This window comes from Pseudomonas sp. Au-Pse12, from assembly GCF_021341665.1.
GTDB lineage: Bacteria > Pseudomonadota > Gammaproteobacteria > Pseudomonadales > Pseudomonadaceae > Aquipseudomonas.
Window position 1 is genome coordinate 774,536 of the sequence record NZ_JAJTTH010000002.1, and the last position, 23,218, is coordinate 797,753.

A 23,218-nucleotide genomic window follows, 5' to 3' on the forward strand; every position below is an offset into this window, starting at 1 on the left:
GACACCCCGAGCCTAGTGAGCCGAGTACCCAGCCGCAAGCGCCAAGGAGTGTCTCGGAAACGCCTTACAAAAGAAAGAGACTTGGCCGACAGCAGCCTATGCCTGTGGCTGAGTCTGGTCTCGAATTGGACACAAAATGTCTAGTGGCCTTCAGATCGCCGCGTCTCCTACGGAGCCGTTCGCAGCCTGCGGCAGCGGCTACACGAAGCCGCCTGTAGCCGCTGCTGAGCCTGCGAAGCTGCGAAAAGGACCGCAGGGCCTTGCTTGGCGATTTCACGACGAACCTCGGGCGGGTTTGGAATCGCCGCGTCTCCTACGAGGGAGTGCCGCCCAGAGCGTTCGCAGCCTGCGGCAGCGGCTACAGCGGGTGCCGTTGCGGGATTGCGCCGCAACGGATGTGCCGTGGAGGTCAGGCCGCCTTGGCCGGTTCCAGGGCCAGTTCGACGGTCTCTGGTCGTTTCACTAGGGCATAGACAACCGCCGTCAGCAGGCTGCCGGCGACAATCGCCAGCAGGTACAGCAGCGCATGGTTGATGGCATTCGGGATCAACATCACAAACAGGCCACCATGGGGCGCCATCAGTTTGCAGCCGAAGTACATCGACAAGGCCCCGGTCAGGGCACCGCCAGCAATGCTCGCCGGGATCACTCGCAGCGGGTCCTTGGCGGCAAACGGAATCGCCCCTTCGGAGATAAAGCACAGCCCCAGCACCAGCGCCGCCTTGCCGGCTTCGCGCTCGCTCTGGGCAAACTTGCGCCGGGCAATGAAGGTAGCAATGCCCAGGCCAATGGGCGGCACCATGCCCGCGGCCATGGTCGCGGCCATCGGCGCATAACTCTGGGACGCCAGCAGCCCCACCGAGAACGCGTAGGCCGCCTTGTTGATCGGCCCGCCCAAATCCACGCACATCATCCCACCCAGCAATACCCCCAGCAGAATGGCGTTGGTGGTGCCCATGCTGTCGAGGAAATGGGTCAGGGCTTCGAGCATGCCCGCCACCGGTTTGCCCACCACGTAGATCATCACCAGCCCGGTGAACAGGCTGGCCAGCAGCGGGATGATCAGGATCGGTTTCAGCGCCTCCAGGCTTTGCGGCAAGCGCGCATATTTGTTGATCGCCTTGGCCGCATAGCCGGCGAGGAAGCCGGCGACAATGCCGCCGATGAAGCCGGCGCCCAGGGTGCTGGCGAGCATGCCGCCGATCATTCCCGGCGCCAGCCCCGGCCGGTCGGCGATGGAGTAGGCGATGTAACCGGCCAGCAGCGGCACCATCAACTTGAAGGCGGTCTCGCCGCCGATCTGCATCAGGGCCGCGGCCAGGGTGCCCTGTTCCTTGAAGGCGGTGATGCCGAAGACGAACGACAGGGCAATCATCAGGCCGCCCGCCACCACCATCGGCAGCATGAACGACACGCCGGTCAGCAGGTGTTTGTAGACCCCGGTCTTTTCCTGTTTGGCCGCAGCCGCGGCGCCTGGCGCGGTGGACTCCAGCTGGCCTTCGGCCAGGGCCTTGTTCAGGGTGGCCTCGGCTTGCTTCAGGGCCACGCCGGTGCCGCAGCGGTAGATGCGCTTGCCGGCAAAACGCTCGGTGGCCACTTCGATGTCCGCCGCCAGCAGCACCACGTCGGCGGCGGCGATGGCTTCGGCGCTCAGCGGGTTGCGCGCGCCCACCGAGCCCTGGGTTTCCACTTGCAGGTCGTAGCCCAGGCGCTTGGCGGTCTGCTGCAAGGCCTCGGCGGCCATGAAGGTGTGTGCCACGCCGGTCGGGCACGCGGTGATCGCCACCAGGCGCGGCGCGCGCGGGCCGGCCTCGACCAGCGGCTCGGCACTGGCTTGGCTGGCGACATGGATCCGGGCCTCTTCGGCACCGCGACGCAGCACCGCATCGACGTCCTGCAGGGCCTGGGACGGGGTGCTGCGGTACACCCGCTTGCCGACAAAACGCGACAGGTCCACAGGCCCGGTGCTGACCACCAGTACCCACTCGGCGGCTTCGATGGTCGTGGCCGACAGTTGGCGTTCGGGGTGCGCGTCATCGTGCACTTCCACGCTGGTGCTCCAGCCCTGGCGCTGGGCCGCGGCGTCCAGCAGGCGGGCGCAGAGTACGCTGGTGACCATGCCGTTGGGGCAGGCGGTAATAATGGCTAACTTCATACGCAACCCTCTTATTGTTCTATGAGGGGATGCACGCGCACCCCCTGCTCCAGCCGGGCCAGTTGCGCCCTGTCGCTGATGCCGAAACCGATCTGGGTCACGGCCATGGCGGCAATCGCCGTGGCGGTGCGCAGGGTCTGTTCGAACGGCTGGGCGCCGAGCAGGCCGTGCAGCATGCCCGCCAGCAGCGAGTCGCCGGCGCCCACGGTGCTGACCACGCTGACCTTGGGCGGCAAGGCCTGCAGGGACGGCGCGGCGCTGAACCAGTTGACGCCCTCGGCGCCGTGGGAGATCACCACGTGCTCGACGCCTTGGGCCTGCAGCAGGCGCGCCGCCTCGGCCTGCACCGCCACGGAAAGCACCGGGCTGCCGAGGACGTCCGCCAGTTCCTCAGTGTTGGGCTTGATCAGCCAGGGCCCCGCCGCCAGGCCGGCGCGCAAGGCGGCGCCGCTGGTGTCGAGCGCGACCTTCAGGCCCAGGCTTTTCAGGCGCAGCAACAGCGCCTGGAACCATTCGGGGCTGATCCCTCGCGGCAGGCTACCGGCCACCACCACCGCGTCATGCCCGGGCGCGATCTGGTCCAGGCGCTCCAGCAAGGCCTGTTGCGCCGCCTCGCTGACCTCGGGGCCGAGGCCATTGATATCGGTAATACGCCCGTCGTCTTCGGCCAGCTTGATGTTGCTGCGGGTGTCGCCGGGCACGCGGATAAAGGCATCGACAAAGCCGCGCTGGGCGAACAACGCTTCGAACGCCTGTGGATTGTTTTCCCCGAGAAAGCCGCTGACGGTCAGTTGATGGCCGAGGTCGGCCAGCACCTGGGCCACGTTCACGCCCTTGCCCGCCGCGTGGGTGTGCAGGGCGTTGCTGCGGTTGACCTGCCCCACCTCCAGGCGGGCCAGTTGCACGGTCAGGTCCAGCGCCGGGTTGAGGGTCAGGGTGAGAATTGCTGCCATTACATGGCCTCCACTAGGGCGCGCACTTCATGGGCGCTGCCGACGGCCAAAGCCTGTTGAGCAAGGGTTTGCGCCTGGGTCAGGCTAAGTTCGCGAATCCGCGCCTTGACCTCGGCGATGCTGCGTCCGGAGACGCTCAATTCATCCACCCCCAGGCCCACCAGCACCGGCACCGCCAGCGGGTCGGCCGCCAGCTCGCCGCAGACCCCGACCCACTTGCCGTGGGCATGGGCGGCCCGCACGGTGATGTCGATCAGTTGCAGCACCGCCGGGTGCAGGCCGTCGGCCTGGGCGGAAAGGCTTGGGTGGCCACGGTCGATGGCCAGGGTGTATTGGGTCAGGTCGTTGGTGCCGACGCTGAAGAAGTCCACTTCCTTGGCCAGCACCGGCGCCAGCAGGGCGGCGGAAGGCACTTCGATCATGATCCCCAGTTGCAGGTCGGCCACCGGGATCTCTCGGCGCAGGCGCTCGGTCATGTCCCGGGCCTGGCGCCACTCTTCAACGCTGCCGACCATGGGGAACATGATCCGCAGCGGGCGGTTGTCCGCCGAGCGCAGCAGCGCGCGCAATTGCGCTTCCATGATGAGCGGCCGCTGCAGGGTCAGGCGGATGCCGCGCACGCCGAGGAAGGGGTTTTCTTCCTTGGCGATCGGCCAGTAAGGCAGCGGTTTGTCGCCGCCCACGTCCAGGGTGCGCACCACCAGCGGCCGCCCGGCGAGGCCGTCGAGCACGCGGCGGTATTCGGCTTCCTGGGTGGCTTCGTCCGGGGCCTGGGGATGGGCCATGAAGATCAGCTCGGTGCGCAGCAGGCCAATGCCTTCGGCGCCGTTTTCCACGGCGGCGGCGACACCGGCGCTTTCACCGATGTTGGCGAACACCTCCACCGCGTGACCATCCGTGGTGCGGGCCTGTTGATGGCGTTGCTCGGCGGCGGCCTTGAGGCGTTGCTCGCGGGTGTCGCGTTCCTCGGCGGCCCGCTGCAGGGTGTGACTGTCGGCGTCGACATGCAGGCGGCCGCGCTGGCCGTCCAGCAGCAAGGGCGTGCCGGACTTGATCAGCAGCACGCTGGCGCCCGCGCCCACCAGGGCCGGAATGCCCAGGGCCCGGGCGACGATGGCGCTGTGGGCGGTGGCGCCGCCGCGGGCGGTGAGAATGCCGGCGACGCGAGCCGGATCCAGGCGCGCCACGTCCGAAGGGCCGACTTCGTCCATCACCAGGATGTAGGGCTGGTCCGGCTCGGCCGGGGTTTCGATGCCGCACAGTTGCGCCAGCACTCGGCGGCCGATGTCCCGCAGGTCGGCCGCGCGTTCGGCGAGCAAGGCATCCTGCAGGGCTTCCTGTTGTTGGGCGGCGGTTTCGATCACGGTCATCCACGCCGCTTCCGCGCTTTCACCCTGCTTGAGCCGGGTGTCCACTTCGTCGGTCAGCTCGGGGTCGTCGAGCATTTCCTGGTGGGTGATGAAGATCTCGCGAATGGCCTTGGACTTGCTGCGCTGGACCAGCCCGCCGATGTCCTGGCGCACGTCGGCCAGGGCCTGCTGCAGGCGCTGGCGCTCGATGGCGGTGGACTCGCCCCGCAGCGGGTAGTCGATGGCTTGCTGAACCTGAATGTGGGCCGGGCCGATGGCGATGCCGGGGGCGGCGGCGATGGCCTGGATCAGGCTGCCGGAAGCCGGGGCGCTGATCGGCACCACGACCTCCTGCGGTTCTTCCCGGGGAGCGCTGACCGCCGGCAGGGGCTCGACGGCTTCGCCCAGGCCCGCTGCGATGGCCGCCAGCAGGGCCGGCAAGGCGTCGGCGGCAATGCTCGGTTCAGCGATCAGCTCCAGCACCTGGCCGCGTCGGGCGCCCAGGCTCAGCAGCTTGCTCAGGCTCTTCACCGACACCGCGGAATCTTGGCCATCGACGATGCGGATGCGGATCTCACCGGCAAAGTTTTTCGCCAGTTGCGCCAGCTCCTTAGCCGGGCGCGCATGCAGGCCGTGGGCATTGGCCAGGGCGATGCGGGCGCTGGGCCAGTCCGCCGGCAACTCACCGCCGAGCACTTCCAGCACCGCGCGACGGCTGGTGGCGCGGCCCAATTCCTGGCCACGGCCTTCGATCAGCAGCGCACACAGGCGCTCCAGCAGGGCTTGATGGGCTTCCCCCAGGCTGGCCAGGCAGAACAGACCGCTCAGGGGCTGGCCCAGGTAGCGGATGGGTTTGTCCGGGGTGACGAACGCCAGCCCGGGGCGCAGCACGGTTTGCTCGCTGTGCAACCACCACAGGCCGTCGCCCAGGGGCAGCGCATCCACCTGTTGCAGCACCGCGGCAAAGCCGTTGCTCACGCATTCGGCCTGGCGCAGCAGGCGGGCGCCGCGCCAGACCAGCTCTTCGAAATCTTCCGCCGCCACCCCGAGGCCGATCATCTGGGCGTCCAGCGCCAGTTCCTGGGGCGCCCCCTGCAACAGCTTGAGCAGGGCCTCCGGGGAACTGGCGCGACGCAGGGCCTGGCCCAGGTCGGTTTCACCCAGGGCGCGGGTCAACAGTTGCAGGAGTCGCAAATGCTCGTCGGATTTGGCCGCGATGCCGATGGCCAGGTAGACGATCTGCCCGTCACCCCAATCCACGCCGTCGGGAAACTGCAACAGGCGCACGCCGGTGGCAAAGACTTGATCGCGGGTTTCCGGAGTGCCGTGGGGAATGGCGATGCCTTGGCCAAGAAAAGTCGAGCCCTGGGCCTCGCGGGCCTTGAGCCCGGCCAGGTAACCCTCGGCCACCAGGCCGTCAGCCACCAGTTTGTCGGCCAGCAAATGCAGCGCCGCGGACTTATCCACAGCCGACTGGCCCATGGATATCTGCTCTACAGTGAGCTCGAGCATGGCTTCTCCTATTTAGCGCGGCAGGGGACAGCGCTAGGTATTGTTTTAAGTAAGCAGCGTAGGTGTCTTTATGGCCACAAACGGGACTTGTTACCTGGCAGGGGTGTTTTTCCGTTTATGATCTAGTCTAGAAAATACGCCTGCTGAAACGTTTAATCTAGCAAGTTTGCTAAGTTACTCGATAATCTCGGCGCCTTGAAGCCCTTCCGCTCGATGGCCGGTTCCGACGTTGGTCGCCTGCCCAGATCAGGTAGGATTGGCGAAAATGTCGGGGCAAGCACCAAAAACAAGGAAATCCCGGGTTGAAACTCAGTGATATCGCTCGCCTGGCCGGTGTGTCCGTCACCACCGCCAGTTACGTCATCAACGGCAAGGCCGAACAACAACGCATCAGCAACGCCACCGTGGAACGGGTGCGTGCGGTGGTGGAAGAACACGGCTTCACGCCCAACCCTCAGGCTGCCGGCCTGCGCAGCCGGCACACCCGGACGCTGGGGTTCATTCTCCCGGACCTGGAGAACCCCAGCTACGCGCGCATTGCCAAGCTGCTGGAGCAAGGCGCCCGGGCCCGGGGTTATCAGTTGCTGATCGCCAGCTCCGACGATGCGCCGGACAGCGAGCGGCAATTGCTCCAGCTGTTTCGCGCGCGGCGGTGCGATGCGCTATTCGTCGCCAGCTGCCTGCCACCGGAAGACGACAGCTACCAGCAGTTGCAGGCCCAGGGCCTGCCGATCATCGCCATTGACCGGGTGATGCCGCCCGAGCTGTTCTGCTCGGTCATCAGCGACGACCTGCAAGCCAGCCTGCACCTGACCCAAAGCCTGCTTGAGCCCGAGCCCAAGCAGATCGTGCTGATTGGCGCCCGCCCGGAGTTGAGCATCAGCCAGGAGCGCGCCACCGGTTTTCGCCAAGCGCTGGCAGGCTTCGGCGGCGAAGTGCTGGTGGAGCACGGCGAAGCCTTCAGCCGCGAGTGCGGCCGCCAACTGATGGAAGAGTTGCTGCAGCGCCTGGGCCATCTGCCGGATGCCCTGGTGACCACCTCCTACGTGCTGTTGCAGGGGGTGTTCGATGCCTTGCACGACTTCCCGCTGAAATCCCGGCCGCTGCGCCTGGGCACCTTTGGCGACACCCAACTGCTCGATTTCCTGCCGCTGCCGGTCAATGCCATGGCCCAGCAGCATCAACTGATCGCCGAGAAAGCCCTGCAACTGGCCCTGGCGGCCATTGAAGAGGCGCATTACCAACCTGGCGTGCAGGCCATCGCGCGGACCTTCAAACAGCGCATCCAACAGGGCTGAAGCGTGGAGCTGATCGACAGCCACACCCACCTGGACTTTGCGGATTTCGACGCCGATCGCGGGGCGCTGCTGGCGGACAGCCGCGCCCTGGGCGTCACGCGGATGGTCGTGCTGGGGGTCTATCAGGCCAACTGGCAGCGGCTGTGGGAGCTGGTGCAAAGCGATTCGCAGTTGTACGCCGCCTTCGGCCTGCACCCGGTTTACCTGGACGAGCACCAGCCCGAGCATCTCCAGCAATTGGGCGACTGGCTGACGCGGCTGGCGGGGCATCGGCAGTTGTGCGCGGTGGGCGAGATCGGCCTGGATTACTTTCTTGCGCACCTGGATCGCGAACGCCAACAGGCACTGTTCGAAGCACAGCTGCAACTGGCGGCGGATTTCCAACTGCCCGCCCTGCTGCATGTGCGGCGCAGCCACGCGGCGGTGATCGCCACCTTGAAGCGCTTCAAGCTCAAGCGCGGCGGGATCATCCACGCCTTCGCCGGCAGCCGCGAGGAAGCCCGGGAGTACCTCAAGCTGGGGTTCAAGCTGGGCCTGGGCGGCGCCGCTACCTGGCCCCAGGCCTTGCGCCTGCGCAAGGTGATCGCCGAGCTGCCGCTGCAAGCCCTGGTGCTGGAAACCGATTCACCGGACATGGCCCCCGCGATGTTCCCCGGCCAGCGCAACAGCCCGCAGCATTTGCCGGCCATCTGCGCCGCCCTGGCAGACATCATCGGCATCACGTCCGAGCAACTGGCCAGCGCCAGCACCCGCAACGCCTGTGAACTGTTCGGCTGGCCTTCAGCCGGCCTGTAGCAGCAAGGGCCGACGCTGGCGCCGACGGGCCACCCCCATCACCAGCAGGTAGCTCGCCAGCATCAGCGTCGAAACGCTCAGTTGCTGGCCCAGGCTCACCAGCCCGACCCACTCCAGCACCAGGGTCACCAGCAGCACCGTGGCGCACAGCACGATCATGATCGCGCGCAGGGTGGCCAGCGACCCCAGGGACTTGAGCCGCTTGATCTGCTGGGGGCAACTGAGTTTCAGCGGTGCGTGGCAATGGTGGCAGTTGAAGGGTTCCTGCAACGCCATGGCATTGAGTTGCCAGGGTTCGAGTTCAAGAAGGGTCTGGCAATGGGCGCAGCGGCCCTGGATTCCAGAAGTGGCAGTCATCAACGTATTTCCTCAGGGCCATGCAAGGCGCGCGGCCGACTGGTCGAACGGCCTCCGGAAACACCGGGGCTAAAAAATCAGACGCGCAGGAAAACAGGAAAGACGCGACAAACAAAGCGATTATTTACTACCGATTGTATGCAAGGCGGCGAAGCCCCTGGTTCCCGGGGCTTCGCCGATGGCGGGGGCCAATGGGTCAGACTCGAAAGGCGCCGATCAACTGCTTCAACTGCACCACCTGGGCCGACAACTGGCGGCTGGCATCCTCGGTCTGGTGCGCGCCCTCGGCGGTACGCTCGCCGGCGCGGTTGATCTCGACGATGTTCTGGTCGATGTCGTGGGCCACCGCCGTCTGCTGCTCCACGGCCGCGGCGATCTGCTGGTTCTGGTCGACAATCATGCCCACCGCACCGAGGATGTTTTCCAGGGCCTGCTGAACCTTTTCCGACTGGTCCACCGTGCCGTTGGCCATGGCGTGGCTGCTGCCCATGGCCTTGACCGCCGCGCTGACGCCGCCATGCAGCTTGCCGATCATGTCCTCGATTTCCTCGGTGGACTGCTGGGTACGCTTGGCCAGGGTCCGCACTTCATCGGCGACCACCGCAAAGCCCCGGCCCTGCTCGCCCGCGCGTGCGGCTTCGATGGCCGCATTGAGGGCCAGCAGGTTGGTCTGCTCGGCGATGCTCTTGATCACCTCCAGCACCCGGCTGATGGACTGGCTGTCGCTGGCCAGCTGGTTGATCACCAGCACCGACTGATCGATCTCACTGGCGAGGCGGGCGATGCTGCCCTGCTGGGACTCCACCAGCCCCCGGCCGCTGATGGTTTCGTCATTCACGCTGTGAGCGCTGCTGACCGCCGCCGCCGCGCTGCGGGCCACTTCCTGGGAGGTGGCGGACATCTGGTTCATCGCCGTGGCCACTTGCTCGATCTGGCTACGCTGGCCGGCCACGGCCTGGTTGCTCTGGGCCGACACGCTCTGCACCTGCCCGGCCTGGCGTTCCACTTCGCTGACGGTGTGGCCAACCCGCTCGATCAGGTCGTGGATCTTCAGCACGGTGCCGTTGAACACGCTGCCCAGCTCTCCCAGTTCGTCGCGGCTGTGGGCGGTGAAGCTGACGGTCATGTCCCCCGCCGCCACCTTGTCCATCATGGCCCCCAGGCGACGCAGGGTGGTGCGGGTGGAGGCGTAGAAGCCGCCGTACAGATAGACGATCGAGAGGAACACCAGGGCCAGGGCCGCCACCAGCAGCACCATGTGGCTGCGGTTCTGCTCCAGGCGCTTTTGCAGCTCGACGTCGAGGAATTTCAAGGTGCCTTCATTGAGCTGGTAGGTCTGCGCCATCAGCCCGCTGATCTGGTCGTAGAACCCCTGCCAGGGCGCATCCAGGGTGTCGGCCATCACCACCTGCTCCTCGAACAGCTCGCTGGCCTGCTTGAGGCTGCCCTTGCTGGTGCTGGCCTGCGTTTCAAGGGCGTCGTGGGCGGCGCGGCTGGAGCCCAGGGCATCCTGCAGTTTCAGCCCGTACTCGGCCTGGAGTTTTTCGATCTGCACCAGCAATTCGTCGAAACGGGTACTGGACGACGAATTGAGGAAACCCTGGCCCAGGGAGTAGGCGCCCATGGCCCGCCCCTCGCCAAGGAGCTGGGTGACGTACGGGGTGACGCTGGTGATCAGCTCGCTGAGCTGGCGGATATCGCCCTGGCCATCGCGGCTCAGCCCCGACTGGCTGGCGATGATCTGGCTGAACAACTGCGCACTGCCCAGCAGCTTGCCGATCAGGCCGCTCTTGTTCAGCAACGAGCTTTCCACTTGCTGGGCCTTGAAGGCGGCAATCAGTTCATCGCGCTTGGCGTTGAACACCTCCACCTGCGCTGGATCCGTGGTCACTGCCTGGAGTGCCTGCAGCCGCTCCAGCACGGATTTCTCCAGCGCCACGATCTTGCCCTCCAGGTCGCCCGCCTTGCCGGACTGGCCGAGGCTGGCGTTGATCTGCACCAGGTTGTTGAGGGTTTCCAGGTCCCGACGCAGGGCCAGGCTGCTGCCCAGCAGGTCGAGGCTTTGCAGCTCGACCCGGGTGCCCTGGAACTCGCGGTAGGAATCGCGCACCAGATAGAAGTTGGTCACCAGCATGGGTAGAAAGAACAGCACGCTGATCAGGCTGAACTTCATGCCGAAGCTCAGGCGGTTCATCAGCGCGACAGCGGGATAGAGCAAGCTCTTCACAAAGAAGTCTCCCTTTTCTTTTATTTTTATTGGCAGGCAGGCGAAGGCAGCAGATAGCCACTATTCGGCGCTCCGTCTGTATAGCTCAATTTAGTGGGAGGTTTTGTAACTTAAAGTTAACCGCTGCCAATGAGGGAGCACGCTCCCTCATTCGCTCAGGCCAGGACGGTCCACAGGGCAAAACCGGCGTACCAGAACACCGCCGCCCGCAGCAGCAGCTCCCAGATACGGTCCAGGCTGTTGATGCCTTCAGGCCCGACTTCCGGTGGCGGGATTTCAGCGGCCACCAGGCCGACCCTTTCCACCAGTTGCGCGGCGCTGATATGCCAGTTGAGCAGTTCGTGGAGCATCACTCGGCCAACCGCGACAAAGTTGCCCACCAGGGCGAAACTCGCCGCCAGCAGGCGCACCGGCAGCCAGTCGAAAGCGTGCCGCAGTTGCCCCGCGCGCTCGACCAGGGCCGGGTTCTTGCCATGTTCGGCGGCCAGGGCCAGCAGGCGATAGCTCAACGCCGCCACCGGCCCCAGCAGGAAGTACCAGAAGATCACCGCAAAGAAGCTTTGGAAGGCCTGCCACAACAGATGGCCCTGGACCCGTTCGAGCAGTTGCTCGCCACTCTCGGCGCAGATGTTCAGGTCACGCTGGGCTACATGGGCCGCGGCTTGCAGATCCCCGCGCCGCCAGGCATCGCGGAACGACCCCAGCTCCCCCAGCAAGTCGCCGCGCCCCAGGGCGTAGATCACCACCAGCAGGTGCACCGGCAAGGCCAGCAGGCCATAGGCAATCGGCTGCAGTACCAGCAGCAATAGCGCGAGCAGGGCCACCGGCAGCAGCACCATGACAATCAACAGCCACCAGGGATGCCCGGCCAGGCGCGGGCTCGACTCCAGGCGCGCCAACTCCCTCAACCACCGGCCATCACGCTGCACCCGCTGACGCAGGGCCGAGAACTTCTCGATCCACACCGCCAACAGCAACACCAGAAAACTCATTGTCCTTCCCCCTTCTCCAAGGCGGCACGGTAGCGTGCCCAGTCGAACGCCTGGCCCGGGTCGGTCTTGCGCCCGGGTGCGATATCGCTATGACCACAGATCCGTTGTGCAGTGATGGCGCAAAACACCGCCTGCAATTGTTCGGTCAATGCACTCAAGGACCGGTACTGGGCGTCGCTGAACGGCAAGTCGTCCGTGCCTTCCAATTCGATACCCAGAGAAAAGTCGTTGCACGTTTCACGCCCCTCGAAACTCGAGACACCGGCATGCCAGGCCCGGTCCAGGCAGGAAACGAACTGGGTGACGGCGCCGTCACGCTCGATCAGGAAATGCGCAGACACACGCAGATCGGCGATCCCGGCAAAATAGGGATGCTCTGTGACATCAAGGCGATTCTGGAAGAATTCCTGCACCTTGCCGGTGCCGAACTGCCCCGGCGGCAGGCTGATGTTGTGAATCACCAGCAGGGAAACCTCGCCAGCCGGACGTTCATTGAAATTGGGTGACGGGCAATGCCGTACGCCATGACACCAACCCGTGGCAGGGTCCAGCCGCATACCGATTCCTTCAACTAAAGCCTTGAGTGGCCCAGTATGCCGCGTTACCCCCTCGGGTTGCGATCACTTGCCGTGATTGAGTCGCTGCAGATTGCCGATCACCGATTCCAGGGCGCGGTCGAACAGCAGGGTGTCGTCCAGGGCCCTGACCGCACCGCGCTGGAACTCCAGGGCCAGGCCCATGCGCGTGCGCTCCAGCACCTTCATTCCAGTGCGGTTGACGAACACATACTTGGCCACCGGATGGGGGACAATCGCCGCCAGTTTGCAGCGCAGGGTATTGTCCTCGTCCTCCTGGAACTCGACCCAGGCGCCCAACCGCAACTGGTCGACCTGCAACACGTTGGGGTCGTTGGCCGGCAAAGCCAGTGGCGCCACTTCCAGTGGCCCCTCTTCAGCGCTGGGCAGGACGATCTCCTCGGCCACCACCATCATTGGCCCAGGTGGCGCCGCCGGCACCACGCCCTGCTGCGGGGCCACGGCTTCGCGCTCGAACGCCTGCAGGTGCAAGGCCTCCAACTGGCTGAAGAATTCGCTGGTGGCAAAAGGATCGAAGGCGGCTGCGCTCAAGCCCTCACGCAGGCCCTTGAGCAGTCCGGGCACCAACGCCAACAGGCGCATGGCAGTGTCGGGCTGTTCATGCTGCTGCACGCTCCAGATCAGCTCGAGCAGGGTTTGCTGCGCGGTTCGCCACTCCTGCGACGCATCGCCGTGCTTGAGGCAACTGAGCAGCATGACCTGACTCCAGGCATCGCGGACAAACTCCACCACGTTCTGTGGCAGCACTTTGCCCAACAAGGCCTCATTCAGGGCCTGCTCCACCCTGCGCCGGGCAAGCTCCACCTTGGCCCGCCCTTCCTCGGCGTCGCGGGTACGCTGTTCCAGCAATTCGGCACGCCGCCGTTCGTCGGCGGTGAAGGCCAGGAAGTCCGCCAGCAGCTCGGAGAAGATCGTCGGATCGTCGCTGAATTCACTCAGCAGGCGCTGCACCACCTGCTCGATACGCAGGTACAGGCTGTCGCGCTGATGATCGTCGCAGCCGCCCCAGCCCATGGCCGCGGCGGCTATTTCATTGAGCAGGCGCCGGGCCGGGTGATTGCTGCGGCTGAAGAAACTCTTGTCCAGCACCGCCACCTTGAGCATGGGAATCTGCAGGCGCCCAATCAGCGCCTTGAGCGAATCTGGCAGGTTGCGATCATCGAGGATGCATTCGAAGAGCATGGCGATCAGGTTGATCACATCTTCGTCGGCCACATCCACCACCCGGGATTTGCCGCTCTTGACGCTGACCCGGGTCAGCAGCTGTTCCAACTGGTTGCGCAGGTCGAAATCATCCTGGGCACTGGGCACCGGTACGTATTGCTGCAGGTGCGACAGCAGGCGCATGAGGTCGCGGGTGGAGATCGGCTGGGTCTCGGCGCTGGCCTCCAGGGTCGGCGCAACGCTGCCGCGCACATGAAACAGCAGGGTCTGCAAGGCGGCGAACACTTCCTGCACGCTCTCGTCGAGCTGCGACTGCGCAGACTTGGCCGCGCCGCCATCGGCTGCGGCGGCACGCGCCTCGGCCTGAGCGCGATCCGCAGCCCGGCGTGCCGGGGCGGGCATCAGCTCCGGCAGGATCCCGGTGGCGATCAGCAACTGGTTGGCTTCGGCGTAGAGCTGCTCGGCATCGCTGAGCACATAACGTTCAAATAGCTTGAGGATGATCAGCTTGACCTTGATCTCCACCCCCAGGCTGCGCCCGGCCTGCAGGAAGTATTCACAGAGCAGCGCCGGCGCCAGGGGGTTGTCGCCGTCCACCAGACGCCGCCCCAGCAACACCCCCAGGCGCGCGGTCAACTGCCCCAGGGCAAAGCCATCACGGTTCAGCACCTTGGCCACCATGGCGTCCACCGCCACGGTCTTTTCCAGGTCATCGTGAGCCGGGTCCAGCGACGGGTCATACGCCACCGCATGGGGAATGGCCAGGACCGGGTCGTATTGCACCAGCCCGGCAAACGCCTGGAAGAACGCCTCGAGAAAGCCGCGCTCGATGCTCTTGCGCTTCAAACGCAGGTCGCGCATGGCTTCGAACAGGGTGTTTTGCTCGACATTGTTCTGCGCCCGGTCGGCCATTTCGAACAAGGTGTCGTCAGCGTTATCGAACAGTTCCTGCAAGCCGTGGCGCAGTTGCTGGGCGGCCTTGTCACGAACCTGAAGCAGAATCACAGGCAGGCGGGCAAGCGGCGATGCGTTCGCCTGATCTGTAGCCGCCTTGTGCAAAGGCACTACATTCCCGTCGTTGTGCATCCAAGCCTCCTGGAAAGGTGTTTCTTCGGTTCGAGATCAAGATTCAGTCAAGCCGACGACGCTCACAGTCGGCTCTCAGCGGAGGCGGATGCACTCCACTGCACTTCATTTAGGGGGAGCCAAAGACACGTCAAAGCTATGACGTCAATTACAAGTCATATTATCTTGTAAAAGCCCCCTCTTACGCCAGCAGACTCTGTGGCCTCCTCCGAAATAACCTTAAGACAGACAAGAAAAGTCTCCCACGCTCATCAGACAAAGCGACCAAGGACAGGTTCGGCATAGCCTTGCGGGCATCTGCCGCCTTGGGTTCGCCGATCCCATGGCCCTATAATCGGCGCACTTTGTTTGTGGAGCCCGTTATGCCGAATCTACGCCTCGCCGATTTGAACGCCGAAATCGAAGCCAACGTGCGCCGTGCGTTGCTGGAAGACATCGGCAGCGGCGACATCACCGCACAACTGATCCCGGCCGAACGTCTGGCCAAGGCCACCATCATTACTCGCGAAGCCGCAATAATCGCCGGCACCGCCTGGGTCGATGCCGTGTTCCGCCAGCTGGACCCGCGGGTCGCCGTGCACTGGCAGGTGGCTGACGGTGAACGCGTGGTGCCCAACCAGGCACTGTTTCACCTCGAAGGCCCGGCCCGTTCGCTGCTGACCGGTGAACGCAGTGCTCTGAACTTCCTGCAACTGCTGTCGGGCGTGGCCACCCGCGCGCGTTATCTGGCCGACTTTGTCGCGGATACCCAGGTCAAACTGCTGGATACCCGCAAGACGCTGCCTGGCCTGCGCCTGGCACAGAAATACGCGGTTACCTGCGGCGGTTGCCACAACCACCGCATCGGCCTGTACGACGCTTTTCTGATCAAGGAAAACCATATCGCCGCCTGCGGTGGCATTGCCCAGGCCATCAGCGCCGCCCACAGGATTGCCCCGGGCAAGCCGGTGGAAGTGGAAGTGGAAAGTCTGGGAGAGCTGAAGCAAGCCCTGGCTGCCGGCGCCGACATCATCATGCTCGACGAACTGAGCCTGGATGACATGCGCGAGGCCGTGCGCCTGAATGCCGGCAAGGCCAAGCTTGAAGCCAGCGGCGGGATCAACGAAAGCACCTTGCGCCCGATCGCCGAGACCGGGGTGGATTACATTTCCATCGGTGCCATGACCAAGGACGTCAAAGCGCTGGACCTGTCCATGCGCCTGAGCCTCTGAGCCATGAAAAACGCCAGCCTGGTTCAGGCTGGCGTCATGCTCAACTGTCGATCTCGTTGAGCTGCAAATAGTCCTCGAGGTCCATGCCCAGCGCTTCAGCCACTTCCTGATGCACTTCCAGGCGCATGGCCTTCAGCTCCTCCGGTGTTTCTGCCACCAGATCGAGCACCAGTTCCCAGGGCTCGATGCCGCGGGATTCCGCCTCGTCCTCGAACGCCCATTGCGCCTGCTGCTTCTGCTCTTCGGGGCTCAGGGCGCTGATTTCCTCTTGCAAGGAAGGCGTGGCAGCCAGGTACCGTTCAAGCGCTACGTCGATTCTTGCTTCTTTAGGAATCATCTCGTTCTCTCTGATCATGGGAATGGAAGATGGATCTGGATCGTTGGGATCTCTCTGCCGCAAAAAACCGTTTCAATCGTCGATTTATCTGGCCTTCAGAACCATTCGGGATCATCTGAAAACAGCATGCTGGTACTCAGACAGGAACCGAATATAGGACCTTTGGGCGACGATTTATATGACCTGATGCAGCAATCGAGTAAAAACCCCTACCCCTCCACTGCGCCGCCCTAAAGCCTGTCCGGAAACCGGTTTTCAGAATCACCGCCATAGCGATGTGCGATATCGGCACTTCACAGGGAAGCCCAGTGATGCCCAATCGCTCAAAGCCTGCGTCCGCCCAAGAGGCCCAAGCCGGTATCGAGCTCAAGACCGACAGCAGTTTCCGAAGGGCACACCGAAAGTGATCGTCCAGAAGGACGATGTTTCATTTCACTGTGCTTGTGATGATTTCTTAACGTTCGTCCCACATGAGGCGCCCAATCGGGTGCCACTGTCCGCCAGGCCAAATAGCCATTCGTGAGCGAGAATCAGTGATGAGCAATAGCGCTATAGAAATGACCAATCTGCTTTACCGCTATGCAGAGAGAATGGACCGGGGTGACCTTGAAGGTGCCGCAGCCCTCTTCCGACATGCGCGCGTCAAAGTCTCAAACTGCGAAAACCTTCTTGATGAGGCTGGAATACTGCTCATCTGGAAACAACACGTAAAGATCTATCCTTGCGGAACTCCGCGCACAAAACATGTCATCACCAATCCGATCATCGAAATCGATGATGCCTCAGGCAAGGCGACAATAGACTCCTACTACACAGTTCTTCAGGCGACCAACGAGCTCCCCCTCCAGCCAATCGCTGCGGGCCGCTACCACGACGAATTTGAGCGCGTCGGCCAGACATGGCGTTTTTGCTTTCGCGATTATTCCCTGCTGGAGCTAACGGGTGACCTGAGTTTTCATCTGCAGGGCCTATAAGAGTTAACCCCCCAATCCATCCTTTGGCCGCGACCCTGGCTTGGGCACCGGCCACTGACTGAAGGGTGGATTGCAGGGCAAGGATGCCCGCTGGGCCGTGGCATCGCATCGCCATCGAGCGGGGTTAAATCGTCTCGACTGGAGCGAAGCTGGCTCGTTTCAGTCGCCGTTCCTTCTTACCTGGGCACACGATGGAAATGCCGAAGCATGCGCATCTGCGCTCGAATCTCGCTCTCCTCTGCGGGAACAAGGCAGTAAGCCAGCCCGATGCGACTAATCAACGCAATGATGTTTTCCAAAGTGGCAGGAGATGGGCCATACAGATCGACATCACGGCGGTACGGCCCTTCCAGCACGTTGTTCCACATAGGTGCGATGTTCTCAAGAATGTAGGAGAACACCTCTGAGGTCACATTTCTCGCCAGGTAGTTATGGTGGAAACCGCCATGGTGGCGGTCGCGATATCGGACTGAAAAGCACACGCACTCCTCGAGATAGGCTTCAAAATCTTCCTCGAACTCGCGCAAGCTGCGTCGCATTTCGTCAAAAAATGCGCCGTTCTCGGCGTTGATTACCGCCTGTATCAGCTCTTTTTTCCCGCCGTAGTACCGGTAGAGGGTCCGCCGCGAGATATTGGCTCGCTGTGCCACGTCATCGATCGAGAAACCATCGACCCCCTGCTCAATCATCGCGTCCAACGCTGAGCGCAAGATCAAGGTTCGCCCTTCGTTGGCGCTATCCATTCGGCTGGCATCACCCCAGCGAAACTGTCGACTCATACAAACCTCTGCCACTTCGTTCAGGACGTGTTGGTCCACCCCAGGGGGGGGAACTCGATCAAGCAGACGCTCTCACGCAATGACACGGACTATAAATTATGCGCCATGGCATGACACATATTATTGCTATGTGTCATAGCTACTAGGCTAGAACCAAGAAACTCAGTCGAATAGCAAACTGTGGAGCGACCCTCGCCAGCGGCGGGGTCGATACAAAGATTCGTGTTCCTGATGGTGCGTTTTGACGGGCCACGCCTGGAGCATTCACCCGCCCGAGGCCTCCAAACAAAATAACGGCTCATTCGAGCCGTTATTCTTGAGCATTAACGCAACAGTATCTTCTAACTGAAGGTGCTACCTGCGAGCATGCCACCATCCACAATGAACTCCGCACCGGTGCAATACGTGGACTCCTCGGACGCAAGGAACAACACCAGGTTGGCCACTTCATCGGGGCGACCGATACGAGGAATCGGTAAGCCGCGGTAGATCGACGCCGCGTCGAGATCGGCAAACTCTGGCGGTCGCGCCATGGCTGTGTCGATGCCGCCCGGGTGTACGGAGTTGACCCGGATGTTGTGGCCGCCGAACTCGAGTGCAGCGACTTTGCTCATGCCACGCACTGCGAACTTGCTGGCAACGTAGGCCCCACCGCCTGCAACTCCCTCCATGCCCGCCGTCGAGGAAACGTTCACAATTGAGCCCCTTCCCGCCTCCTTCATCGCCTGCAATACCGCTTTCATCCCCAGCCAGCATCCCACCTGATTCACGTCGATGACCTTGCGGTAGTCGTCGAGGGAGCAGGCTTCAATGGGCGCAAGCTTGAGGATGGCGGCGTTATTGACCAGCACGTCGAGCTTGCCGAAGCGCGCCTGTACCGCACTCACGACTGCGCTCCAATCCTCGGGGCAGGTCACGTCCAGACGCTGGAACATCGCGGCCTCGCCCAATTCAGACGCCACCCGCTGACCGTCTTCGACCAGCACATCGGCGATCACTACGCGCGCGCCCTCCGCCACGAACAAGCGTGCTTCCGCCTCGCCCTGGCCGCGAGCGCCCCCCGTAATCAATGCTACTTTGCCTTCTAGCCGCTTCATGGTAATCCTCGCTGGTAAGAAACTGGAGAACGGCACGTACCTGTGCCAAGTCATCGATTCAACACCTGATAGCGCCGCCCGGGGACGTCCCGGCATCCGGCGCATCCACCATCGTCCCGGGTTCGTGACGCAAGGTCTGAGGGGGCGGCGACGGCGTCTCGGACACGTCACTGCCTTGTGTGATATAGGCCGCGGCCCGTGCCGCTCCGCGCATGGCGCCTTCGATGTAGGACACGCCACTGCAATCGCCGACTTCGTACACGTTGAACCCCTCGGCGGTAAGCTGCCGGGCAAGCGTAAGGTCGTCGGACGCCCCCTTGGCCACGATGACGTGATCGGCATCGGCCACACGGTGCGCTCCGTCGCCATCGCGAAAGCAAACGCGGTCGACCTCGATCCGGATGTCCGATGCCCCCGCAAAAAGACTCAAGCCATGTTCCGCCAGTTCGGCCAGCATGCGCATACGTCGGACGATGCTGAGTCCCGCCCCCAGGCGCGGTACGTCGTCGACAATGGTGACGGCGCGGCCGCGCTCGGCGAGAAACTCGGCCAACTCAAGTCCGACGAGTTCGCCGCCGACAATCACGATGCGCTTGCCCAGTGGCATCCATTGCCGTGTGGCCTGACGCACGAATGTGATGTTCGACGTCAAGCCCGTCGCAGCGCCGATCTTTGCAGCCATGCGCGTCGTCCAGCCGACCTTGCGCGTGAGCGCCCGCGAGCTTTCGCCGAGTAGCAATCCGCGCATGTCGTCGCCGCTCAGTACATGCGGCAGATCATGCCCAGGAATGTCCGGCAAGCTGCGCAACGCTCCCGTCGCCACGATCACGGCATCATGATTCATGCTGCGCAGCAGTTCCGGTGTCGCCCTGGTGCGCAAGCGTACTTCGACACGCGCCGCCGCCACTTGACGCTGTAGCCAGTCGAGCAAACGTTCATTGGGTGGGTACGCAAGCGCCGCAAAACGTAGCGTACCGCCCAGTTGAGCGCCTTGTTCCAGCAGCGTCACGCGATGGCCATCCGCCGCCAGCCGCCGTGCCGCCTCCATCCCACCGGGACCACCACCGATGACGACAACCCGCTTGCTGCGAGTCGACCGCGCCTGGCGCAGGGACTCGAAGCCGGTGTCCGGGTTGACTGCACAGCGTAGCGGCTGGCCGACATAGATGGCGCTGATGCACGTGTAGCAGTAGATGCACGGCAGCACATCGTTGGGCCGACCTTGCGCAAGTTTGTGCGGCAACGCCGGATCGGCAAGCAGCTTGCGCCCCATCGATACGAAGTCGAGTTCGCCTGCGGCGATTGCTGCGTCGGCCACCTCCGGCTCGACCCGCCCCGAGGCAATCACCGGGATGTTGACGGCCGCCTTGATTCGCGCCGCGAACGGCAGGTTCACGCCAGGCTCATGAGGTGTGTGCGATGCCGAATGCAGCTTTGGATTTCCAATGTCGTGATAGGCGGTAACGGTCACTGCATCAGCGCCCGCAACCTCGACCATCTGCGCGGTGCGCACCGCATCGTCGATCGTGATGCCGTGCAGCGCGCCCTCCTCGCGCGAATCGAGCTTGCACCATACCGGAAAATCGTCGCCGACCTCGGCACGTACCGCCCGCAGCACTTCAAGCAGGAGGCGGACACGATGTTCGAGTGGGCCGCCGTAGGCATCCGTGCGTTTGTTGCTCTTGGGCGAGATGAATGACGACAGAAGATAGCCGTGTCCTCCATGGATCTCGACGCCGTCGAAACCCGCTTGCTTCGCACGGCCGGCGGCCGCGGCAAACTGCGCGACCACTGTATCAATGTCGTCCTGCATCATGACCTTTACGCTCACGGCGGCAATACGGCTGAACGGTGCCTGGGTCAATTCGTCGAGCAGGAAGGCTGCGGTGAAATCGCCGGTGGGCGGATCGGGCAGCGACGGCCCCCATATCGGGCGCCCCGCGAGCATGTCTTCCATCCCGACCAGCCCACCATGATGCAACTGCGCGGCGATCTTCGCCCCATGCGCATGCACCGCCTGCGTCAGCGCCGTGAGGCCGGACAGGAAACGGTCATCCGAGATGGCGATCTGATTCGCTTGATTCGCGCCGACAGGCCATGCGACGCCGGCAACACCAGTGATAATCAGGCCGGCGCCGCCACGCGCCTGCGCCTCGTGATAACGCAGCAGGCGCTCGCCGCATTGACCATCGGGCTCTGCCAAGCTGGCCCCCATGGCCGTAACGGCGATGCGATTACGTAACGCCAGCGTGCCGATCTGCCCTGGCGACAACAGGCTGAAATAGTGTTGATGCACTTGAACCATTGGCGAGTCTCCATCGCGCAAGTGAAATCGTGAGGACACTTTCGCAGGCGGCCCGGCCATGAAGCCGCGCCGCGGCGAACGTCACGAGGGATCGATCACCTCAAGTTCATCCCAGGCCGGGGCGAACATGGGCCTGAACAGTGCCTCATCGGCGTAGATGCGTTCGCCGGTCACGTAGGCGGTTCCCGCCATAGGATCACTAGTATTCGAGCGCATGATGAGCCTCCTCCCCTGATTGTTCGTTTATTGATGACGAGTGTCGGTTTCGATCGAGTCGTTGGCGTTTAGCACCTCAAGCGACGGTAGAGCGAAGCAGCCGAATCTCGAGGCGTACCCTGAGCACTATGTCTCACATTAATGAATTCGTGCCACGATACTGGCACAAAATATAGACCTTGTGACATACGAATCAAAAATAACTTCTCTACGGTCCGGGAAGGGGGGGGCCGGATCATGAAAGGAGGGGCGCCTGTCACCCCTTCAAATAGCTGTATAGGTACGAACAAGACAGCCAGAAACCACAAAGCCCGCACTAGGCGGGCTTTGTGGTGCGTCTCGTAAACAGTGACGGACTGATTGAAACTGCTTGATGGGGTGACAGGAATCGAATCAGGCACCTACAGACCAATGAATTCAACGTAACTGACATATAGTAATGGCGTCTATATACCTAAACGTATACCTAAAACGGAATGCACCCCATGTCTCGCATTGAAGCGCGGAAGACCAAAACCAAGCATCAGAGGCAGGGGCGCCCAGGTAGGCTCAGTCTTTTTTGATGGGAGACATGATTTCCTTCAGGTAGCCCAGGACCAGGCCACCGAAGGCGCTACTGAAAAGCATCTTATCCATCGACTGGATCTCGGGATCTGTCAGCCAACGCACACAGACACCGAAAATGGAGCTAGGTCCGGCCAAATGCCAGAACCTGACCATGATCAGCAGAGCAAAAAGGACTGCGCCAAATCTGAGAGCAAAAATAGCAAGGGAGTGGACTTCCTTCTGAACCTTTTCTTTAGGGTCTTCAAGGACGCTCTTCTCTTTCTCCGCCTTCTTCAGATCTTGGGGGGTGGTTTCGAGGGGGGCCGCCGATCCGATGGCGGCAAATGGATCATCCTGCTGCATGCTGAGAAGCTACCGCAATCTTGTGCTTGTAGTGCTCCTCAATCCAATCGTTCGGAATGATGGCGCCGTGATACTGATCACCACCGGAGGCCTGCCAAGTGCGGTCCCAAGGGGTACCCTGCTGATGGGTCATCGCCGAGAGGGCAATTCCATCGTAGTTGGCATAGGAATTCCAGACCCGGTCCAAAAGCGGCAACGTTTGAGGGTTAGGGACAGGGTTCTGGGCATCGCCAGCCATTCCATAGCACTCAATGGGTGCATAAATGTTGTTTCGACCGTACTTCTTGACCTTCTGATACAGGTCAGGGATCACTGGGCCGTAGCGCCAAGCTTGCACCGCGTCGTTGATCAAGTTCTGTGAAAAATACCCGCGGTGCCAGCCATGGGCGATGTAAACGAGCTTGATCAGCTTCATCGGTGTAAGCGGAACACCCGAATCAAACGACTTCTGGATGAAGTAGTTGGCAACGGCTTCGCTGTTTAGCATGACCACTCCTCCTTTGGCTGGCTGATAGTCTGTTGCCTATCAAAATGGTGCGGAATTATGAAGATTTCAAGCACTATATCAAGAATCTACATCCGTCAATATATGTACATTTATACAGTATAGCATGCCCCAAAAGCCTTTCTGTAAGCCATACACCTGAAGATATGTAAGCCTTCTCTTACAGCTCGGACAGGCACCGGAAAGCTTGCCGGTATCTACAGCCCCATCTGCCTAATGATCATCCGTGGTTCCATTCATCGCGAAGCTCTCTGCCGGCGTCAGTGGTCCTTTGATCCAGAGCCTTACTCTCGAATGCTTCGGCCATGGCGGTGGCCTTCCTGACGATCAGCAGCGCCAGCTCCAGGGCAACACCAGCTTGTCGGCGGGTAGATAATCACAACCAACAACGGGTACGGCTC

General features: G+C 62.7%; 19 protein-coding genes and 1 pseudogene. 4 read left to right on the top strand and 16 right to left on the bottom strand.

From position 1 onward, the window contains the following. Positions 1-409 precede the first annotated feature (409 nt). From LXM55_RS08155 to ptsP, 3 genes are read right to left on the bottom strand one after another with little or no spacing between them, the layout of a single operon-like run. On the bottom strand, positions 410-2,155 hold the full coding sequence (locus tag LXM55_RS08155) for a PTS fructose-like transporter subunit IIB (protein ID WP_233319909.1): 1,746 nt from the start codon (positions 2,153-2,155) through the stop codon (positions 410-412). 11 nt (positions 2,156-2,166) lie between these two features. Then, complete coding sequence (gene pfkB / locus LXM55_RS08160) at positions 2,167-3,108, bottom strand: 1-phosphofructokinase (protein ID WP_233319910.1); 942 nt, start codon at positions 3,106-3,108, stop codon at positions 2,167-2,169. Further along, a complete protein-coding gene (gene ptsP / locus LXM55_RS08165) occupies positions 3,108-5,969 on the bottom strand; it encodes a phosphoenolpyruvate--protein phosphotransferase (RefSeq protein WP_233319911.1) in 2,862 nt (953 codons plus the stop codon). Before ptsP ends, pfkB begins: the two co-directional genes overlap by 1 nt. Positions 5,970-6,271: 302 nt before the next feature. On the opposite strand from ptsP, the gene cra reads away from it, so the two are divergent. Together cra and LXM55_RS08175 are read left to right on the top strand one after the other, a co-directional pair. After that, on the top strand, positions 6,272-7,267 hold the full coding sequence (gene cra, locus LXM55_RS08170) for a catabolite repressor/activator (RefSeq protein ID WP_233319912.1): 996 nt from the start codon (positions 6,272-6,274) through the stop codon (positions 7,265-7,267). A gap of 3 nt (positions 7,268-7,270) precedes the next feature. Further along, a complete protein-coding gene (locus tag LXM55_RS08175) occupies positions 7,271-8,062 on the top strand; it encodes a TatD family hydrolase (RefSeq protein ID WP_233319913.1) in 792 nt (263 codons plus the stop codon). Here the strand turns inward: LXM55_RS08175 and LXM55_RS08180 are convergent. The 6 genes and pseudogenes from LXM55_RS08180 to LXM55_RS08200 form a co-directional block, all read right to left on the bottom strand. Then, positions 8,048-8,419 (bottom strand): hypothetical protein, encoded by a 372-nt coding sequence (locus tag LXM55_RS08180; protein WP_233319914.1) that lies wholly within the window; start codon positions 8,417-8,419, stop codon positions 8,048-8,050. The two genes, LXM55_RS08175 and LXM55_RS08180, sit on opposite strands and share 15 nt — an antisense overlap. Before the next feature lie 196 nt (positions 8,420-8,615). Beyond that, positions 8,616-9,329 (bottom strand): methyl-accepting chemotaxis protein, encoded by a 714-nt coding sequence (locus LXM55_RS32620; protein WP_404944722.1) that lies wholly within the window; start codon positions 9,327-9,329, stop codon positions 8,616-8,618. Between the two features lie 144 nt (positions 9,330-9,473). Beyond that, positions 9,474-10,613: pseudogene (locus LXM55_RS32625) on the bottom strand (HAMP domain-containing protein); the annotation flags it as partial. 188 nt (positions 10,614-10,801) lie between these two features. Further along, positions 10,802-11,638 (bottom strand): regulatory signaling modulator protein AmpE, encoded by an 837-nt coding sequence (gene ampE / locus LXM55_RS08190; RefSeq protein WP_233319916.1) that lies wholly within the window; start codon positions 11,636-11,638, stop codon positions 10,802-10,804. Then, positions 11,635-12,195: a 1,6-anhydro-N-acetylmuramyl-L-alanine amidase AmpD gene (gene ampD, locus LXM55_RS08195; RefSeq protein WP_233319917.1), complete on the bottom strand. Its 561-nt coding sequence runs from the start codon at positions 12,193-12,195 to the stop codon at positions 11,635-11,637. Before ampD ends, ampE begins: the two co-directional genes overlap by 4 nt. Before the next feature lie 63 nt (positions 12,196-12,258). After that, positions 12,259-14,484: a DUF1631 domain-containing protein gene (locus LXM55_RS08200; RefSeq protein WP_233319918.1), complete on the bottom strand. Its 2,226-nt coding sequence runs from the start codon at positions 14,482-14,484 to the stop codon at positions 12,259-12,261. A 362-nt stretch (positions 14,485-14,846) separates the two neighbouring features. Between LXM55_RS08200 and nadC the strand changes: the two genes are divergently transcribed. After that, positions 14,847-15,695, top strand: coding sequence for a carboxylating nicotinate-nucleotide diphosphorylase (gene nadC / locus LXM55_RS08205; RefSeq protein ID WP_233319919.1), 849 nt, complete (start codon positions 14,847-14,849; stop codon positions 15,693-15,695). Between the two features lie 40 nt (positions 15,696-15,735). Here nadC and LXM55_RS08210 read toward each other — a convergent pair whose 3' ends face one another. Further along, positions 15,736-16,032 (bottom strand): DUF6388 family protein, encoded by a 297-nt coding sequence (locus tag LXM55_RS08210; RefSeq protein WP_047283892.1) that lies wholly within the window; start codon positions 16,030-16,032, stop codon positions 15,736-15,738. 536 nt (positions 16,033-16,568) lie between these two features. Here LXM55_RS08210 and LXM55_RS08215 point away from each other — a divergent pair. Further along, positions 16,569-17,006 carry a nuclear transport factor 2 family protein gene (locus LXM55_RS08215; protein WP_233319920.1) on the top strand — a complete coding sequence of 146 codons (438 nt, stop codon included), beginning with the start codon at positions 16,569-16,571 and terminating at the stop codon, positions 17,004-17,006. Between the two features lie 176 nt (positions 17,007-17,182). On the opposite strand, the gene LXM55_RS08220 is transcribed toward LXM55_RS08215, so the two are convergent. The 6 genes from LXM55_RS08220 to LXM55_RS08240 form a co-directional block, all read right to left on the bottom strand. After that, the gene (locus LXM55_RS08220; protein ID WP_233319921.1) at positions 17,183-17,785 is read right to left on the bottom strand and encodes a TetR/AcrR family transcriptional regulator; all 603 of its coding nucleotides are present in this window, start codon (positions 17,783-17,785) and stop codon (positions 17,183-17,185) included. A gap of 341 nt (positions 17,786-18,126) precedes the next feature. Then, positions 18,127-18,882: a glucose 1-dehydrogenase gene (locus tag LXM55_RS08225; protein WP_233319922.1), complete on the bottom strand. Its 756-nt coding sequence runs from the start codon at positions 18,880-18,882 to the stop codon at positions 18,127-18,129. Between the two features lie 58 nt (positions 18,883-18,940). After that, complete coding sequence (locus tag LXM55_RS08230; protein WP_233319923.1) at positions 18,941-21,187, bottom strand: oxidoreductase; 2,247 nt, start codon at positions 21,185-21,187, stop codon at positions 18,941-18,943. 81 nt (positions 21,188-21,268) lie between these two features. Beyond that, positions 21,269-21,403, bottom strand: a complete 135-nt coding sequence (locus LXM55_RS32415; protein ID WP_267924153.1) for a hypothetical protein — start codon at positions 21,401-21,403, stop codon at positions 21,269-21,271. 549 nt (positions 21,404-21,952) lie between these two features. After that, entirely contained in the window at positions 21,953-22,312 is a 360-nt protein-coding gene (locus tag LXM55_RS08235; protein ID WP_233319924.1) for a hypothetical protein, read from the bottom strand. Next, complete coding sequence (locus tag LXM55_RS08240; RefSeq protein ID WP_200141370.1) at positions 22,299-22,799, bottom strand: Panacea domain-containing protein; 501 nt, start codon at positions 22,797-22,799, stop codon at positions 22,299-22,301. Before LXM55_RS08240 ends, LXM55_RS08235 begins: the two co-directional genes overlap by 14 nt. Between the last annotated feature and the right edge of the window lie 419 nt (positions 22,800-23,218).